Raw genomic sequence first — 18,158 nt, forward strand, 5'->3', positions numbered from 1 at the left:
TTAGCTTGTAGTAATAGGAGGAAAAATTATTTTCGCTCCCGGTATTAATTTTTTAAAATCTGTAAGCCTGTTAAATTGTGCTATCTGGTAGTAATACCGGCTATCCCCATACTCCTTATAACAAAGCAAAGGCAGCGTATCGCCGGCTTTTACAGTTCTTACATGTGTTAAATCAGGCGACTGCCGGTTTTCAATAGCCGCCAGTGTAGTTTCATTAATTACACTCTGAAAGGTACAGTTGGCTTCAGCGCGTAAGGGTGTTCCATCGGGGTTAAACAGCTTAAAAGTGATGGTCATGTTAATCATCTGACAGTTGTACATCAATGATCCCCATTGTAACTGCACATAGCGCGGCTGGTGCGTATCGCTGCCATATTGATAAACTACACTTTTAAACTTTTCATAATCCTGCATTACATCAGGCTTGTTGGTGGGTAAACCCGGCACCGCCAGGCCCGACAGTAACCCGCCTCCGCCCCTTTGTATTACGCCTGTACCATCAAACAAAAACTTAAAAGTTACCGTTTGCGGAGCCCTTTTATTTTGGGTGACCGTACTTTCGCTCGAGCCCTGCGTGCTTTTATCATTAATTATTGAGGCATAGGTAAGCGCGTATGATTCAGGGTTGATCAATACTTCATAAACATAATCGGGCCCTGTAGCCGATGAGAAACTATCATCGTCGTAGGCTACGATCTGCATTTTCAGTAATTCGCCTGTACTACTCATCAGCGTTCATTTTTTTCTCTTAATATATCAAGCACCTGTTCAACACATTTAGCGATCATATCATCTGATCCCCCGCCTGAGGCCCCCTTTGATGAGGAGCCGGAGGATGGTTTACTACCGCCATCCTGTACATTGGCTGTAATTTGCAATTCGCGTATTTCAACTGGCATGGCATTAATTGGTTATGTACATTTTAAGGCACCGATATGGTTACTGTTGCCGCCGCGCTGCCACCACCAAGCAAGCCGGCAACCGCCCCTATAGCGGCGTCTACAGCGGCTGATAGGTTGAGTGTCCGATAGTACTCATACCGCAGCGTCATGGATTCAATAACTATCTGGTTTTGCATGGCATCAAGGCCCGAGACCTCATACCGTATGGGGATGGCATTGGTTATATACCATGATGATACCGGCAAATGATCCTCATTTAAAAGCGATACGATCATGTTGGTTGGCTGGTAGTTGAAATTCTCAATACAATCCAAACACCACGCGGTAACGCCTGATACCAGTGTCATCCCCCGCTTTAAAACCAGGTCGGCGTATTTATTACGGCCGGGCAAACGATGTACAAAGCGATTTTCCCCACCTTCGGGATAGGTATCGAGGTTTACATCCACGCTCAAGCCCGTGACATCCTGGAAACGGAAATCATTGGGCAACTGCGGAAATATCTCGAACATCACCACAAAGTGAAACCCGGTAAATGGATAATCAAACATGGTTAATCATTTTGTATGGTGAGGCCCTCGTGTGCAAGTTCAAGCGTTTCAATAGCAACCTCGTTGCCATCAGCCTTCAGATCGGTTGAGGTAACTTTTGTTGGCCATGCATTTTTGATCTTCCATACAATAACCGGCGCAAGTGTTTCATCAAGCAGACTGATGGTTATATCGCGGCGCTCCACCGTATTCATATTAATGGTGTTGAACCAGTTATAATAATCATTGTCTGATTTAAATACGCCGCGTTTAAGCGATATGTTGCTGAACTTACGTTGCCCGGGCATTTTTATTTTGTGATACTCAGGGCTCGCGCCGTCGCGGTATTCTATGATGTCGTTTGTTATGTCAAGTCCGCTTACATCGGTAAAACCTATACGTGTACCTCCCCAATCCACACTAAAGTGAAACTTGGGTAGTGGATAATTAGCTGTAGCCATAATATTTTTAGTTTAAGAATGTGAAATTGATTAGTAAGGAATTAAGAGGTTTGCTGTATTTGTGAAAAGCGCAGTATGATGAACTCAGCAGGGCGAACCGGCGCCATACCAATTTCAACTATCAGGCGGCCATTAAGTATATCATCAAATACCATGGTTTGCCCCAGGCCCACTTTTACATAAAATGATTGCTCAGGTTTTGAGCCGGCCAATGCGCCCAGGCGCCAAAGGTTGGTCAGGTAGTTTTCAATCATGGCACGGATCCGAACCCAGGTAGTGCCATCGTTCGGTTCAAACACAAACTGCATGGCAGCCAGTTTTACCGATTCCTCAACCATTATATAAAAACGGCGTACAGATATGTACCTGAAATCATTACTATTACCATCAAGCGTGCGCGCGCCCCAAACCAGGGTGCCCTTACCTGTAAATGCACGAATTGCGTTTACTGATTTACCGGCGTTGGTATCAATATTCAGATCGCCCTGCGTATCATCATCAATATTTACCATTGGTGCTATAACCGTGTTAAGGCTTACATTGGCAGGCGCTTTCCATACCCCGCGTGAGCTATCAACAGATGCATAAACACCAGCCATTGCGCCACTCGGCGGTACTACTATACCGGCATTGGCTATCGCGGTTTTAATATTGGCATAAATCCCGCTTGATGAAATTACCTGTTGTTCCAGGCCATTCATCAGGTTTAATGAATCATTATAAAAACTGGTAATAAGGCTTACCACCTTAGCGGCCAGTGAGGTAACTGTAGCGGCTATAAAAGCAACCGGATCAGAAGGCACAGTGTTGCCATATATACTGGTTATTCCCGGAGGCAGTACCATAGCAGGCGTTGGGAGATTGGTATATAAAGGAAAATCTACAGTGGGTTTCACCACGCCGGGTTTGGCGCCAACGGGATATTGATTATCAATAAGAAACAGTTGCTCCAATAAATACTCAAACGGTGTTGACGGGCTGGCAGTACTTGGCGTAATATATCCCGCGTAAATACCGCTGATAGTTTTACCCGGAGGCATTGGTGGTGTGGTTGGTGCTGGTGTAGTATCAGTAAGGCCGGTAAGCCCTGCAAACGCTTTAAGATTAGCATAAATTGCTGTTATTGCACTTATAAGCTGCGCTTTAGTAACAATATTGGGTGGTAGTATGTTGGTAGTAGTAGCCAATGTTAATAATGGGCTTACTTTACCGGTAAAATCAGCGCTGGTATTTGTTATTTGGGTGATAAAAGGATTGCCTGATACAATTAAATTTAAACTGGTAGCAAAGCCACCCTGACTCAAAACTGTGTTACTGTATGAAATAGTAACCGGCAGGCTTGATTTAAGGTACGGGTAATAAACAGCGCCATAATTAAGATTCATGCTCCCTATCCCATCCCTGAACAGGGTAATTACATCGTTGTTATCATATGACCGTGGGACAGTGCCATTCGGAACATCGAGTATGGTAAAGCGATCCTGAAGAGCACCGCATTGTACTAAAGCCTGCACCATCAGCGTATAGTAATTGTTACCCAGCGATACCGCATCGGGTATTACGATGAGGGTTGGCTCATCTTCCAGTTTCAGTACATCAAGGCACATGGGTGTTATACTGGCCGAGTTAATGAAATCCAATATATTGGGGGCCGTTGTTGAGTACAGGCCCACAGAAATGATATAACAATCTGCCCCGCCATTGTTAAAGTACATACACATGGAATTAAACAACTGGTAGGTTGGGGAAATGGATACCGAAGCAACGCTATTATCCGGATTTAGCGCAACATTGGCGGTTAGGTTGGGGGGGCCTGCCCCAAAATAGGTTACAAATTCAACCAGCGAAGATAGCCTTACAGCCTGATTGATCACGCTGTTCCCGCTCGAGTCTGTTGCCATAGCCGTATACCCGATAAACGCTGGTATTGCTGTTGCCACCTGCGCGATTGATGGCGGAAATGATGGAATTTCATTTACATAAACCCCCGGGGTTTGAATAGCGCTTTCGTTTATTTGTGACATATGTTTTTGATTTTAATAATTTAAATATATTTCTGAGTACAAATAACTGTCGCCCACCGAGGCTAACCTTTGCGGGTCGGCACTGGCTACGGCTATCGCGTTGCTGTTAACATTTACTTTCATATCCAACGGCTGATCACTTAAGGGTATAGGTGTTAATGATGTTACCGTACTTGCCGCCGGGGTAAACTGGTAAACACTCGAGCCATCGGTTATACTATAGCTGTTACCGCTGTTTATAATGTATTTCCATTTGGTTGCCCGGTTCATGAAGTAAATGGTGTATGCGGGCGATAAAATATACCCGTTAGTATCAACCAGGTTACATGATGGCGGACTCGGCTCATTAAAAATATCTATCACCGCAAATGGCCGCGAGGTGTTTAGCTCATCATTTATATAGATCCATTGCGGCGGGTCGGCATTTACCGTAAGCAGGTACTTACCGGGTTTTAACAAGGTAAGATCAAGCGGAAAAGACGATACCGGACTATTAAAAGTAATGGTGCTTGCCAGTACCGAAAGTGTATAATCATTAGTAGCAGCATTATAGCCCGAAACAGCTATAGCAGCACCTGGTTGTGCCGACTGAAAATTATAGGTTGATACAGAAAACCTCCATTGCAAAACATCAGCTGCCGATGCATAGCCGTTGTTATCAACCTGTACCCAAAAAGCGGTATCACTCAACCCATGCTGATTGGCCTGATCGCTGGGGGCAATAGCACTAAAGATCATCCCGGCACCATTTGCAGCAATATCGCCGGGTAAATAGGTATTGGCGCTATTATAAAGTAAGCTGGACTTGGGCGCCGATAAAAAGTTCATCCCCGGGATATTGTTATTATTTCTGTTGGTGAAATAATATATTTTACTAGTATCATATGATGAAGGCAGGTTAGTATAATTGAAGAACAGGGGATTATTGAGCCACATATAAAAGGTCATCTGCATTCCTTTCTCTACCGGCACTAAAGGCGTATCCTGGTTGGGTGGAGGTGGCGGCTGTGTGTTAATAAACTGTGTTCCAACATATAATTGATTGTTATACTGCCTCACTACAAGCCGGTGGCCGCTTGCTACAGCATTTGTTGTGGCTGATGATGTAATGCTGAAATCATTGCATACCTGGTCAGCAAAATAATACTTATGTAATATTTGAAGTGTAAATAATAACTTAAAATTTACATCTATCATTGCTGCAGGGTTTTATCGTTAACAACTATTTCATGCAGCAATGGCACATTACCCATTTCAAAGTCGCTGGTAATAGTAACCAGCCGGAGTATATATACCACTGATGGCAAATATTTGGAACCCAAAATCCCCCACAGGTTATTCAGATCCTGGAAGGAGAGCGTTTTCAGGTCGAATATTAACTTATCGATGCCTTGCGGCAGCCCCGGGGAATCAAGCGTTGTAAAAACATTTTGAAACTGAAAAAACTGGATGATATAAGACAGTCTTGTTAATGATTCTTCGTAGGAATTTAAATTGGCAGCAAAAAGCACATATAGATTAAGGAAAATGGTGGGGTTTTGGTATACTATGCCAGTGTTTGTGCGTACATAATTATCAGGGGATTTACTGACTCTGTCCTCTTCAATGTTAACCAGTGTTATAAAAGCATTATTGGTGGTTGGCTGGCTAATAGATTGGTCATTCCATGCTATATTATTAAGCTGGATATAGTCAATGGAGTTTGATTGATCTTGATATTTTACGCGCAAAAAGGCGTTAAGCCGTTTGCTTATAAAATCGAGTGCCGTATCGATCATGTGTTTTCATTTTAGGTTTTTTAAAACTATGGATATTAACCTTATGGAAAATAGTACAAAAGCGACATAATTTATTTTTTTATCACTATTTGGAATATTTAAATAAATGCTACTTTTACAACACCAAACCATCTAACTGATAACAAGCCTGTTAAAACTAAAAATCAATCCCCCCAACCCTAGTTGATTTTAAGTTATATTATTTTAATATGTATATAATATTAACTAAAAAGTTATGGGACCAATTTATCAGCTCATTAAGCCGGAGAGTTTGTTAGAGGATCATATTTATTTTTATACCTATTTTAAATCCTTTATACCGGAGGATGAATGCATTTATATGATGCCCTCATCCGATATAAAACTCAGTTTTAATTTTGCGGACTGCGCATTTATAAAAGACATAAGAGAGAAGAGCCTTGCGCCGGTAAAAACAGCTGCGCATGTTATTTTAGGCCTGCAAACGAAAAGGAATTTTGACCTGATCCTGAAAAAGAACACCTTATATAATAGCCTGGTAGTTTTTTTTAAGCCGCATGGTTTTTATGATATCTTCAACATTTCGCCGGCCAGTATAACCGATCATTATTTCTCATTAGAAGGCAAGGCAGGGAAGGAATTAACAGAACTTGCCGACAAGTTGAGCAGGATAGGCTACCTGTGCGACCAGGCCACCCTGCTGAATAACTATTTTATAAAAAAGCTTGAGCAAATACAGGTCAAAAGATCTTCGATCGCTTTTGCTTCTCAAAGTATTTTAAGCTCGGCCAAAACACTAAATTTAAAGAAACTGGCCTGCGACTGCAATTTGAGTCCGCGGCAGTTTGAGCGGATATTTAAGGAATTTGTGGGCATATCAGCCATGAAACTGCAATCCATAAACCGCTTTGAAACCTGCCTGAAATTAAAAGAAAGGATCCCCCAAAAAAAGTGGACCAACATTGCTTTTGAAGCCGGCTATACCGACCAGATGCATCTTGTACGAGAGTTTAAAAAGCTTTCGTTACTCACACCATCATCCATACACTGGAAATCGGGAATTGATGGCAAACACTGGCATTTTTTAAGGAAGCTGGTGGATGTAAATAATGTATGATCATTTACATCCACAATTATAATTCGCTATTGATAAGCTTTACCACCATTTTAACGGCAGCTCAATTTCATCAACCGAGCTGGCAATCATATCTGGTTTAAAGGCATACTTGCCCAGGTCATCTTTGCGGGCTATGCCTGATAGTACTAATATTGTTTTGTACCCCATTTGTACGCCGCCTTGTATATCAGTTTCCATGGTATCACCTATTACGGTGGTTTCAGCCGTTTCCAGTCCTAAAAATTTACGGGCTGAGCGCATCATTACCGGGCTTGGCTTGCCGGTTACAAAGGCTTTTACACCTGTGGCTTCCTCAATCATGGCGGTAGTTGCCGCAATGCCCAGGTTATTCCATCCTGGTTTTTTGGGCGATGGGTCGCGGTTGGTAGTGATGAACTTGGCACCAGCCAAAATCATATCAACCGCGCGCTGTACCATTTCCAGTGTAAAATTGCGGCCTTCACCCAATATCACAAACTCAGGATCGGTGTTTACAAGGGTAATGCCATGATCATGCAAACTGGTTAACAAGCCGCCTTCCCCTAAAACATAGGCGGTACCATTTGGCCCCTGGTCGGCCAGGAACTTTGCCGTTGCCATGGCACTGGTATAAATATGTTTATCTTCAACTGTAATACCCAATCCTTTAAGCTTGCGCATCACCTCCAAGCTGGTGCGCTGGCTGTTATTGGTCATAAACGTAAAGGGGATATCCTTATCAATTAATTGTTTGATAAATTTATCAGCACCAAATATCAGTTCTTCGCCGCTGTAAATTACGCCATCCATATCAATCAAAAGGCCTTGTTTCATAGTTGTATCGTTTAAATTTATGTTGATGTATTGTTCAGGGCAAAGTAAGTAAAGTTTAATTTATTTAAGCATTAGCATACTATTAAATAATCCGCCATTAAATACAAAAAGCGCCTCCGGTTGTTGAAGGCGCTTTTACAAAACGGGTATTTATACTTATTTCTTACCTACGTTTTTGTCGTTATAATCATTTAAGGCTGCTATAATGCCATCTGCTTCCTCAGGTTTAAAGGCTGATTTTTTTGCCAGGGAAATCATCCGTTGTGCAAGGCTCATGTGGGCAGCAATTGGCTGGTTACCATAACCGCCGCTTTGGAATTTTTCCAATACTTCGGGCGTGTCCTTAAAATATTTTTGCAGGTCGAAATCAAAGGCATCATGCAATTTAGTTTCGTCGTCCTTTTGTACCAGTATTTTATACCCTTTTATCAGGTCATTCTTTTTCTCTGCTTCTTTTTGCGCAACTTCATCATCAGAAGCCAGATATACTACAAAATCTTGTGGGTATTGATAAAACCTATGCGCGTTAATGCGGCCCATTGCCAGTCTTTCCATCATATGATCATTGGTGCCCATGCTTTTAAGCTGCAGGTTTTCCATGTTTACATAGTGTATCTTATCAAAAATACGTGTACCTGCCTGGAAACATTTCATATCATCAACCTTAATCTTTTTCGATTTCACATTTGGGTCAGCTGCAAAAGCGGTAGAATCCTTATAACGGATATAGCGCTGATTGTACCACGGGGCATCGTCATTTAAAGTGATGAAAGCCGCCACGCGGATGCCATCGTTAAGAATGATATAGCCGGGCTGGTAATTATCCTGCGCCTTGCAAACGGAGAAAGAAAGTAATAGAATAGCAGCTATAAAATTAGTCCAAAGTATTTTTTTCATAATAAGGTTGGTTTGAAATACAACGGACTAAAAGTATACAAAGTTTCCTAAGCACCTTATTATCAATAGCAATTTTAACTCAAATTTGTAATAATTTATCTAATGTCATGCTGTAAATTAACTTATAAGATAGCGCAAGGCATCACACAACACTCCTATCTCCTGCTCAGTATTATAATAATGTACCGATGCCCTTACCACGCTGCTCAGGTGGTTTTTATTCATAAAAAATAAGGTTGATTTCGCCAGGCCAACAGATACATTGATTTGCTTTTCGGCAAGTTTTGCTTTTACTGCTGCACTATCCACGCCATTTACAGTAAATGTTACTATGCCGCATTGCTCATCACCAAAATCATGAACACTTATACCTTCAATATTTCTCAGTTGCCCGCGCAATGTATTGGCTAAATACTGTACGCGCTGCCAGATCCTGTCGATACCAATATTTAAAGCATATTCCACAGCTTTTCCCAGGCCGAGGATTAGGGCGCGGTTCTTTTCATACATTTCAAACCGGCGGGCGTCGTCCCTGATTTTGTAATCTGTTTCGCTTACCCATTGCGTGGTAAAGCCATCCATAAACTGGAGTTTCAACTTATCCTGAACAGTTTTTCGCACATATAAAAAGCCGGTCCCACGTGGAGCGCGCAGGTACTTACGGCCGGTTACCGATAGCATATCACAATCTACCTCCCGCACATCAACCGGCACCTGCCCCGCCGACTGGCAGGCATCAACCAAATATAAAATACCATGCTTACGGGCTACCCTACCAATTTCAACAATAGGCATCATCCCACCTGTTGTTGAAGCAATATGTGTTATAGCGATCAGTTTGGTTTGCGGCGATATGGCAGTTTCCAACGCTGATAGTGAAAAGTTACCATGTTTATCATTGGGTATAACCTTTATTTCAATTCCATATGTTTTTTTGGCATGGATAAAACTTATTAAATTGGTTACATACTCCATTTCAGATGTGATGATCTCATCCCCAGCCTTGAAATCAATACCATTAAAAGCCAGCCACCATGCGGTACTCGCATTCTCAACAACGGCGATCTCGTCTGTATCCGCATTAATCAACCTGGCAATAAGCGCATAGGTATTGTTTAATTCAGCATTGTATTTGTACTCAATTTCGTAACCACCATAGGTTGCTTCTTCAGTTAAATAATTTACAACAGTGTCAAGCACCACATCAGGCGGCAATGATGAGCCGGCATTGTTAAAATGCAATCTTTGTGCTGTACCTTTGGTTTCGGCCCTGAATTGTTGTATTTCCTGTTCGTTAAAAGGTCTAATTCCCATATCGGTGATTATTTAAAGTTGATTTCCATTTGTATATCTGCCCTGCCATAAGCGCCCTTTACTACAGGCACCTCAATAAACCCTAATTTGCGATAGATATGTATAGCGTTTTCCAATACCCGGTTCGACCATAGCATCAATTTTTCCATCCCCATCTCACGGGCTTTATCAATTGCTGATTGGCATAAAAACTGCCCTGCTCCCGCACCATGGCAATTGAAATCCACGGCCATTTTTGTCATTTCATAAACGCCATCCTCGATAAATCGGAGCGCTACTGTACCTACTATTGCGCCGTTCAGCGTTACAAAATATATTTTACCTCCGTGTTGCAACAGTGCCTCCTCAGGGTTTTCCAGCACCCATTTATCAAGAGGTTCAACCGTAAAGTATTTTTCGAGCCAGGCTTTGTTTAGCTTTTCAAAGTAGGGCTGGTATTGGTGTTGGTAATCAATTAACTGTAGTGCCATTGTCTTGTATCATTTATGTAAAACAAAGTAAACGCTTATTAAAACAATAAAACAGATGCAGTTTTAGTAAATTTATGGGTAACAGATTTTAGGATGATTGAAATATCCGATGAGAAACCATAGCCATTCGGAAGATAAAAAAGGTGTCATGCTGAGGCACTCGAATCATGTGGGCAGAGGCCTCTGCGCTTACCCTTCGAGTGCCTCAGGGTGACTCCACGCTCAATTGTTGTAAAAAAAAACACTTTCCGAACACAAAAGTGAGGACCCAATCATCGTAAAAAATACTTAAATTTTGATTTCCAAAATAAACATTTTACCTTTACATTCATCAGATGATATGATCTATGAAAGATTTAATAGTTAGAAAATCATTAGCCGATGAGGTCGCCTCTAAATTACAGGAGCAAATCTCATTGGGTAAGTACAAGATCAATGAAAAATTACCCATTGAGCCTGAGCTCATGAAAGCTTTTGGCGTAGGTCGCTCAACTATACGTGAGGCTATCAAGAGCCTGGTTAATTCCGGGTTACTGAGTGTACAGCAGGGTGTAGGCACTTTCGTAATACAGGCCTCCGGCAATGAACCTATGGATAAACGCTTGAAACGCGCCAATGTTCAAGATCTGGACGAGGTACGGCAATTACTGGAAATGAAAATTGCTGAGAAAGCCGCCATCAACAGATCTGAGAAAGATATCATTACGATGAAAAACTGCCTGGCGGCCCGAAAACACGCTGCATATGCAGGCTTGATTGAAGAATGTATTGATGCCGACATCCAGTTTCACGTAGCTATCGCGGAAGCATCAAAAAATGAAATACTGGTCGACCTGTACCGGTCCGTTTCCCTGCACCTTAAAACGTGGTTCATGCATATTTATCCCGATACGCAGATATTTATTGACACCCATCACTTACACAAGCAACTCCTGAAAAGCATCATAGCAAACGACCCAAAACAAGCCTGGAATACAGCCGCGAAAATTATAGGTAACGTATATCACTAAAAATTTAATCTAATTCATCAGATGATCTGATCTAATTAATAATTCTAAATGAACACAACACCATCCACCAGTACTATAAACGTTAAACAGGTTGCCCAGCAAACTGTATTTAGTATCCTTTTTACTATCAGCCTGTCGCATTTAATAAATGATATGCTGCAATCTATTATCCCTTCCATCTACCCTGTTCTTAAGGATAAATTCCATCTTACTTTTACACAAATAGGGCTCATCACTTTTACTTACCAAATGACAGCCTCCATTTTACAGCCATTCGTAGGGGTTTATACCGATAAACATCCACGTCCCTATTCATTGGCTATAGGCATGGGATTTACGTTAATCGGCTTATTCGCAGCGTCTTTAGCGCCAGGGTTTGGCTATATATTAGCCGCGGTAAGTTTAATTGGTATAGGCTCATCCATATTTCACCCCGAATCATCACGTGTGGCTCATATGGCATCGGGCGGTAAAAAAGGTTTGGCACAATCCATCTTTCAGCTGGGTGGGAATGCAGGGAGCGCTATCGGTCCGCTGTTGGCAGCGTTAATTGTAGTGCCATATGGCCAGTTTAATGTGATATGGTTTTGTTTGATAGCGGCACTGGGCATAGTTATACTGCTTGTAGTATCAAAATGGTATCGTGAGCAATTAGATTTGAGGGCCAAGAAAGTTATTATCAGCGACGAAATACCACATGGCTTGTCGAGAAAACGGGTTATATTCTCGTTGGGAATCTTACTGGTACTGGTCTTTTCCAAATACTTTTACCTGGCGAGCATTACCAGTTATTACACTTTTTTCCTGATCGATAAATTCCATGTATCTGTGCAGCAATCACAAATCTATCTGTTCGCATTTTTAGGTGCGGTAGCAGCAGGAACCTTACTGGGCGGAACTCTAGGCGATCGCTTTGGCCGTAAATATATCATCTGGATTTCTATACTTGGGGTAGCGCCATTTACGCTGATGTTGCCTTATGCCTCCTTGTTCTGGACGGGTATTTTATCGGTTGTCATCGGCCTTATACTGTCTTCGGCATTCTCCGCCATATTGGTTTATGCTACCGAACTGGTACCGGGCAAAGTAGGCCTGATCGCGGGCCTGTTCTTCGGCCTGGCATTCGGCATGGGCGGTTTAGGCTCGGCAATATTGGGTAAAATAGCGGATATGACCAGCATTGCCTATGTATTCAAGATCTGCGCGTTCTTACCATTGATAGGCATTTTTACAAGCTTGTTGCCGAATATTGAAGGGAAGAAGAAGGGATAATGTATTTCCGCAGGGTTCTCTGCGAGAGATCCTGCGGAGACAAAGAAACGCTGTCATTTCGAACGATAGTGAGAAATCTTCTTCGATCTGCAAAGCGGTTATGCAAGGTGCAGAAGTTTTCTCCTCGTACCCCGTTCGAAATGACATTTTTTTAAAGATCTGGCCTCTGTTTTTAGCGCAAGTCTTGTGCAATCGGCTGTGAAGTGGCTGACTTGTGCTTACCAATATGCCAGAAAGCATAAGTCAGCCAGCGCTTGTTCCCCAACACAAGACTTGCGGTAAAAGAGGTTTTCTATCTAGCCAGCTACTTTTTTAGATTCAATAATTCACATACTGCTCATCAAAGCTACCATCAGCATACAGGTCAATCAACCCATAGCCGGGAGCAGTTTCGCGGCGGTTACCTTCCCACCAGGCACCGCTAACAGCACCGTTGCATAGGTAGGTTACGTTGTTATAAACCAGCTTTTCGCGCAGGTGGATGTGGCCGCTCAGGCATAGTTTAACATTGGGATGCTTATAAAACAGCTCAATTATTTTTGAGGTATCGGTATGCATATCGCCGCCAGTCATTACCCATTTATTTACAATATCGTCCTCAATTAAATTAGTGGCCGTAAGGATGGGAATGTGCGACATAACCAATACCGGCACTGTCGGATCGGTCGTTTTCAGTTCATTCTCCAGCCAGGAAAACTGCTCATCGCCCAATTTACCGATATACCATGTACCGTCGATATCCAGATGAACGCTATCTAATAAAATAAACTTCCAGCCGCTGTTAACAAAGCTGTAATAAGGTTTTACCAGTTTAAGCTGATCCATTGAATATTGCTTGCCGTATAAAGCCTGGCCCTTATCGTCCTCATTCCACCAAATATCATGGTTGCCCAAACAATAGTGTACCGGCGGGCTGCACTCCGATTGCATGATATGGTGCGATAATTTCCACTGATCATTAATAGCGTTGATGTTCTCTTTGTTGATATCAAACACAATATCGCCGCCATTCAATATAAAATCAACCTTAGGCGATTGCTGTTGCACATGATGCAGGCATTTGGTAAATCTTTCGGGAGCGTTGAATTGATTTTTGAGATGAATATCGGTAAGGTGCGCTATGCGTAAAACTTTCTTTTTGTCTGCTGTGGTATTACCTAAAGCTAACGAGGGAATCAATAATGCGCCGCCAAGCGTTTTAATAGCCGATCTTCTTTCCATACTCCTTAAATTTTTTATAAAAGTAGCTATGCTGATATTAATTCAGTATGAAATTTTTAACGAAGCAAGGATAGGCTAATCTTCGGGCATGATTGTCTTTCGGTAATTAAGCACCACCGCAAATACAAACCCTATAAATACCATTGCCATGCTAAACGGAAAGATATACTCCATACCGAAACGGCTGGCTACACCACCGACCAACGGACCTGTAACGCCCAGCGACATATCAATAAACAATCCATAACCACCAAGCGCGGCCCCTTTATTTGAACCCGATACCAATTTAACTGCCTCCACACCCAATGCAGGAAACACCAGTGAAAAGCCCAAACCAGTTATCCCCGCTCCGATAAGTGCCGCATGGGGCTGATTGGCCAGCCAAATGGTGAGCAAACCTGCGGTTTCCAGAGCAAGGCAAATAATGGCCGTTTTGGTACCACCATAGGTATCAATGAAATTCTCGAAGAAAATACGGCCCAGTATAAATAATAAACTAAAAACCGACAGGCACAACACTGCACCCGACCAGTTTAACGATGCGTAATACAGCGTTATAAAGGTTGAAATAGTACCGAAGCCTAAGCCACCGAGCGCCAAACAGATACCATAAGGTGCTATTATTTTAAATACCTGTAAAAACGATTGGCGTGGTGCATTCCTTTTACCCCTGTATGGTCTTTTACTTTTAGCATAAAAAAAGCCGCCCAATGAAACTGCTATGATTAGAATACCTATTGCGCCCATCCCGATGCTGTGGTTAATGATCACGCCTAAAGGCGCGCCTAATGCCAATGCTCCATAGCTGGCAATGCCGTTCATCGATATGGCTTTGCTTGTATACTGATCGCCAACAGCAAATATGGCCCAGTTTGTTGGGCTGGCGCCGATGAGACCCTCGCCAAAGCCGGTAACCAAACGTGTAATAACCAGTATGCCTAAACTCAGCATTGGAATTTCCCGGAACAGATAGGCTATGAATAATAAAACGCCGCTGGCAACAAAACCCATCATGCCTAAAATAACCGCAGGTTTTGGCCCCCGCTTGTCAACAATATTACCGGCATACCCCCGGAAAAGGAAAGTGGTTACATATTGCAGACTAATGATAACGCCCGCTACCATGGCGCTGTACCCTAATTGCTGATGAATAAATACCGGTAATATAGCCAGCGCTAAACCTATGGTAAAGTATCCGAAGAAGGTAAAGATTACGAAGCCAATAATTGTTACCCTTATTTTTGACAGGGATGCGGGCGCATCTAATTCTGCTTGCATGATCACTTATTTTATTAAGTATGCAAAGTTACGAGATCTGATAAAAAGCATACTCTTTTATCCCTCCTAATTAAAGCTACACGGTTAAATGTGGCTTTAAAATGTCATTCATACACATAATATCCAAAAACAAGCAGAAACTATAGTTTGCAAAATTCAAATATCGCTATGCGCGGAAAGCTACCGGAGCAAAGGAAGTTTGTTTCCTGAAAAAGTTAGAGAAATGCGCCACCTGCTCAAACCCAAGGCTGTTGGAGATCTCTGAAATATTCCAGTCGGTTTGTTTTAGCAGGATCTTTGCTTCCTGTACTATACGGCTGCTGATAATATCAGTTGTAGTTCGGCCGGTGTTTTCTTTCAGTACTTTATTCAGGTGATTTACATGTACCGCCAATCGGTCGGCATAATCTTTAGCTGTACGCAGACTTAGCTTTTGATGCGGTGAATCTATCGGGAATTGCCTTTCTAATAACTCTATAAATAAAGATGATACCCGTGCCGAGGCTGTATGTGATGGGTACAAAGCTGTTGCCGGTTGCAGCTTTTGCCCGTAATGGATCAGCTCCAGCAAATAATTACGCAGCAGATCATATTTATAGGCATAGTCGGAGGCCAACTCCTTATACATCTTCTTAAAGATGGCTGTGATCTCCTCTGTTTCCTCATCTGAAAGCTGGAATATAGGATAACCGCCCGGATTAAAGATCGGCAGGTCATCCAGTACTACGCCACTTTTGCTGTGGATCAAAAACTCATCGGTAAAAATGCAGAAATAGCCAAACTGCTTATCATCCTGCGGCAGCCAGTGGTAAGGCACTTTTGGCGTGGCGAATAGCAGGGCATTCTTCTCAATATCAATTACCTTATCGGCATACTCAGCCTTGTTGCGCCCGCTGATGATACTGATCTTATAATAAGCCCGCCTGTTGTAGGGCATCACTCCCCTTTTACTGCTACTTACAAGATCTTCTATTTTAAACACATTAAAATGGCCTATTTCCTTGTTAATACCCTTAGGCATTAATGATGATGTTTCATCGTAAAACTCTTCAAGCGAAATAATGGCCATATTTTTAATTTGTTGCAAAATTCAAATACATACCAAATATAAACAAGTTGAAATGGCTATTGCAATACCTGCGTAATAATTGGCGCAAGATTAAGCGGAGCAATAACACCATCAGGCAAAGCATACCGTTCCTGAATATATAAAGGATCGTTATAAGCTATCCAAACTTTTTGTTGATCATCTTCCCAGGCAATAACTTTCAGAGGCAGATCAAGCGCAACTACCGGATTTGCTGCCATTATAACGCCCCCTGCCTTCGGGTTACCGAACAGGAGATACTCCAATGGCAGCAGATTATACCCCGCATTATTAGCCTCCGCTTGCTGATCTATCCGGGCATAAATAGTTACACCTTTTTGCTGTAAAAAGGCCTGCAAGCGCTCGATAGTTTCTTTTACCGTATATGGGCTTGAACGTGTAATAACTCCTTTAGCATCCATAAGCTATATTGATAATCATAATGAAGCCGTAGTATTTGAATCTGTCGCCATTTTTCTTTTGATGTATTGCACAAGATCGTAATCGGTAGCCTTAATTACATAGTCATATGAAGGTTTGTACTTTACTATAAAATCATCCAGTTTTTGCCCTTTATAACCCGTTACCTTGCTTACCATTGTTTTATTAAAACGCTGGTCTACAATACTGGTTCTATAATCCTGTGCAAAATCTCGCTGCAGGCGCCTTGCATCATGTCCTTGTTTGCTTAGCGCACTATATAGCTTATCTATATTTAGGCCAACACCCGGCATTGTACCAACCGATACACTAACCATCTTACTTTTATCACCCTTCCAGTATATGTCGCTATATTCTTTTTTATTTTGATCATACACTTTTAAGGGATTTGACAGCGTATCATTAACAACCACTTCCTTAAGCATTTTTGAGATTTGCTTTAATTGGATAATCAAATAATCCTGTTGATTATAAACCAGTGTATCGGTTTTATAATTAAGCATTACGGCTACAAGTGTATCACCTTTCTGCGCAGCAATAGAAAACATTCCCCTAGGATCACTCGCAATCTGGCGATGCCTTGTAATATCTTTTATAATCGCTCCGCTTAATCTTTCATTAGTGCCGGTAACCATTCCGGTAATATTTGGAGATTGTGCACCGGCAAGCCCTGCTTGCGTTATGAGGCAAAACAGTATTATAGCCGTAAGCATGTATTTGAAAATTGTGCCGTACATTATTTAGCAGAGAATGAATTGAGAACAAATACTTTGCAATAAAGTTGAGGATAATTACTTAGATATAATGTTTACGATCTTGATTTTCCTGCAATAAAAAAGCCCTTAACAATTGCTAAAGGCTTACGGTCAAATTTTATGCAAATTATTCACTCCAAGGCGAATGTAAAATGCAATCGCAAAAATTCTTACGGTGAAAGTTCGGGATCATGTAAGCGCAAACATCGGCCTTAATGTTTCCAAATGTTGTCTCTGTTTTATGCTCAAACCCACTAAAGAAAGTAGGGATGATCTTCTTCTTAAAATCATTACGCGGAAATGCACTTATAATTTCTTCCCTGTTTTGCTCGCTCAGGTTTTCATAGCCCTCTCCCATAACATCCAAACCAACACCCGAATACATCAATGCAACTTCATTTTCCTTATGCTCGGCAATGCCTATAGTGGTGTGTAAAGCAATCGTATCCCAAACCAGTTGTAACGATTCCTTAGGCAAGCCATGGCTCTTTAAAAAATCACGCGCGGCATCTGCACCATCAACTTCAAATCTTTTATCAGGGCTGCTATAATGCGGGGTTAAGCCCAGGTCATGAAATACGGAGCTTACATACAGCAATTCGGGATCATACTTTAAAGCATTTCTTTGACCATTCAACGATGAAAAAAGGAAAACTCTTAGCGAGTGGTTGTAAATGAATTCGGTGCCATGCTCAAGCAAAAGTTCGGTAGCTTGTGTGGCGATGGTGCTATCCGGTATAACTATCCCGGCAACTGATTTTAATTTATTAACAGCCATAATTTTGATTTTTTATTTCTTCAAAATTCGG

20 protein-coding genes are annotated in these 18,158 nt (G+C 41.9%); 3 read left to right on the plus strand and 17 right to left on the minus strand.

Annotation, left to right across the window (positions count from 1 at the left end; genetic code table 11):
- The 7 genes from BLU33_RS20410 to BLU33_RS20435 are packed head-to-tail and all read right to left on the minus strand — an operon-like array spanning window position 1 to window position 5,695.
- Window positions 1–729, minus strand: a complete 729-nt coding sequence (locus BLU33_RS20410) for a CIS tube protein (protein ID WP_091377564.1) — start codon at window positions 727–729, stop codon at window positions 1–3.
- Complete coding sequence (locus BLU33_RS25225) at window positions 729–899, minus strand: DUF5908 family protein (RefSeq protein ID WP_157682278.1); 171 nt, start codon at window positions 897–899, stop codon at window positions 729–731. Before BLU33_RS25225 ends, BLU33_RS20410 begins: the two co-directional genes overlap by 1 nt.
- 23 nt (window positions 900–922) lie before the next feature.
- Entirely contained in the window at window positions 923–1,453 is a 531-nt protein-coding gene (locus BLU33_RS20415; RefSeq protein ID WP_091377568.1) for a phage tail protein, read from the minus strand.
- A 2-nt stretch (window positions 1,454–1,455) separates the two neighbouring features.
- Window positions 1,456–1,893, minus strand: a complete 438-nt coding sequence (locus tag BLU33_RS20420) for a phage tail protein (protein ID WP_091377570.1) — start codon at window positions 1,891–1,893, stop codon at window positions 1,456–1,458.
- A gap of 41 nt (window positions 1,894–1,934) precedes the next feature.
- Window positions 1,935–3,917 (minus strand): phage tail sheath family protein, encoded by a 1,983-nt coding sequence (locus BLU33_RS20425; RefSeq protein ID WP_091377573.1) that lies wholly within the window; start codon window positions 3,915–3,917, stop codon window positions 1,935–1,937.
- A 12-nt stretch (window positions 3,918–3,929) separates the two neighbouring features.
- Window positions 3,930–5,114, minus strand: a complete 1,185-nt coding sequence (locus tag BLU33_RS20430; protein ID WP_091377575.1) for a hypothetical protein — start codon at window positions 5,112–5,114, stop codon at window positions 3,930–3,932.
- Window positions 5,111–5,695, minus strand: a complete 585-nt coding sequence (locus BLU33_RS20435; RefSeq protein WP_091377579.1) for a DUF4255 domain-containing protein — start codon at window positions 5,693–5,695, stop codon at window positions 5,111–5,113. Before BLU33_RS20435 ends, BLU33_RS20430 begins: the two co-directional genes overlap by 4 nt.
- Before the next feature lie 235 nt (window positions 5,696–5,930).
- Between BLU33_RS20435 and BLU33_RS20440 the strand changes: the two genes are divergently transcribed.
- Complete coding sequence (locus tag BLU33_RS20440; protein ID WP_091377581.1) at window positions 5,931–6,791, plus strand: helix-turn-helix domain-containing protein; 861 nt, start codon at window positions 5,931–5,933, stop codon at window positions 6,789–6,791.
- A gap of 39 nt (window positions 6,792–6,830) precedes the next feature.
- Here BLU33_RS20440 and BLU33_RS20445 read toward each other — a convergent pair whose 3' ends face one another.
- The 4 genes from BLU33_RS20445 to BLU33_RS20460 form a co-directional block, all read right to left on the minus strand.
- Complete coding sequence (locus BLU33_RS20445; protein WP_091377584.1) at window positions 6,831–7,604, minus strand: HAD-IIA family hydrolase; 774 nt, start codon at window positions 7,602–7,604, stop codon at window positions 6,831–6,833.
- Window positions 7,605–7,760: 156 nt separating this feature from the next.
- Window positions 7,761–8,501, minus strand: a complete 741-nt coding sequence (locus BLU33_RS20450; protein WP_091377587.1) for a hypothetical protein — start codon at window positions 8,499–8,501, stop codon at window positions 7,761–7,763.
- Window positions 8,502–8,618: 117 nt separating this feature from the next.
- Window positions 8,619–9,815, minus strand: coding sequence for an aminotransferase class V-fold PLP-dependent enzyme (locus tag BLU33_RS20455; RefSeq protein ID WP_091377589.1), 1,197 nt, complete (start codon window positions 9,813–9,815; stop codon window positions 8,619–8,621).
- A gap of 8 nt (window positions 9,816–9,823) precedes the next feature.
- Complete coding sequence (locus tag BLU33_RS20460; protein ID WP_091377592.1) at window positions 9,824–10,285, minus strand: GNAT family N-acetyltransferase; 462 nt, start codon at window positions 10,283–10,285, stop codon at window positions 9,824–9,826.
- Window positions 10,286–10,632: 347 nt separating this feature from the next.
- On the opposite strand from BLU33_RS20460, the gene BLU33_RS20465 reads away from it, so the two are divergent.
- Complete coding sequence (locus BLU33_RS20465) at window positions 10,633–11,295, plus strand: FadR/GntR family transcriptional regulator (RefSeq protein WP_091377595.1); 663 nt, start codon at window positions 10,633–10,635, stop codon at window positions 11,293–11,295.
- Between the two features lie 48 nt (window positions 11,296–11,343).
- Window positions 11,344–12,567, plus strand: a complete 1,224-nt coding sequence (locus BLU33_RS20470; protein WP_091377598.1) for an MFS transporter — start codon at window positions 11,344–11,346, stop codon at window positions 12,565–12,567.
- A 318-nt stretch (window positions 12,568–12,885) separates the two neighbouring features.
- On the opposite strand, the gene BLU33_RS20475 is transcribed toward BLU33_RS20470, so the two are convergent.
- From BLU33_RS20475 to BLU33_RS20500, 6 genes are all read right to left on the minus strand, one after another.
- Complete coding sequence (locus BLU33_RS20475) at window positions 12,886–13,788, minus strand: metallophosphoesterase family protein (protein ID WP_091377601.1); 903 nt, start codon at window positions 13,786–13,788, stop codon at window positions 12,886–12,888.
- 75 nt (window positions 13,789–13,863) lie between these two features.
- Window positions 13,864–15,066: an MFS transporter gene (locus BLU33_RS20480; protein ID WP_091377604.1), complete on the minus strand. Its 1,203-nt coding sequence runs from the start codon at window positions 15,064–15,066 to the stop codon at window positions 13,864–13,866.
- Window positions 15,067–15,232: 166 nt separating this feature from the next.
- The gene (locus BLU33_RS20485) at window positions 15,233–16,135 is read right to left on the minus strand and encodes a helix-turn-helix domain-containing protein (RefSeq protein ID WP_091377607.1); all 903 of its coding nucleotides are present in this window, start codon (window positions 16,133–16,135) and stop codon (window positions 15,233–15,235) included.
- A gap of 56 nt (window positions 16,136–16,191) precedes the next feature.
- Window positions 16,192–16,575, minus strand: a complete 384-nt coding sequence (locus tag BLU33_RS20490) for a DUF302 domain-containing protein (RefSeq protein ID WP_091377611.1) — start codon at window positions 16,573–16,575, stop codon at window positions 16,192–16,194.
- 15 nt (window positions 16,576–16,590) lie between these two features.
- Window positions 16,591–17,331, minus strand: a complete 741-nt coding sequence (locus BLU33_RS20495) for a hypothetical protein (RefSeq protein WP_091377615.1) — start codon at window positions 17,329–17,331, stop codon at window positions 16,591–16,593.
- A 145-nt stretch (window positions 17,332–17,476) separates the two neighbouring features.
- Window positions 17,477–18,127 (minus strand): HD domain-containing protein, encoded by a 651-nt coding sequence (locus tag BLU33_RS20500; protein ID WP_091377618.1) that lies wholly within the window; start codon window positions 18,125–18,127, stop codon window positions 17,477–17,479.
- Window positions 18,128–18,158 lie beyond the last annotated feature (31 nt).

Origin of the sequence: Mucilaginibacter mallensis (assembly GCF_900105165.1) — a bacterium.
GTDB lineage: Bacteria > Bacteroidota > Bacteroidia > Sphingobacteriales > Sphingobacteriaceae > Mucilaginibacter > Mucilaginibacter mallensis.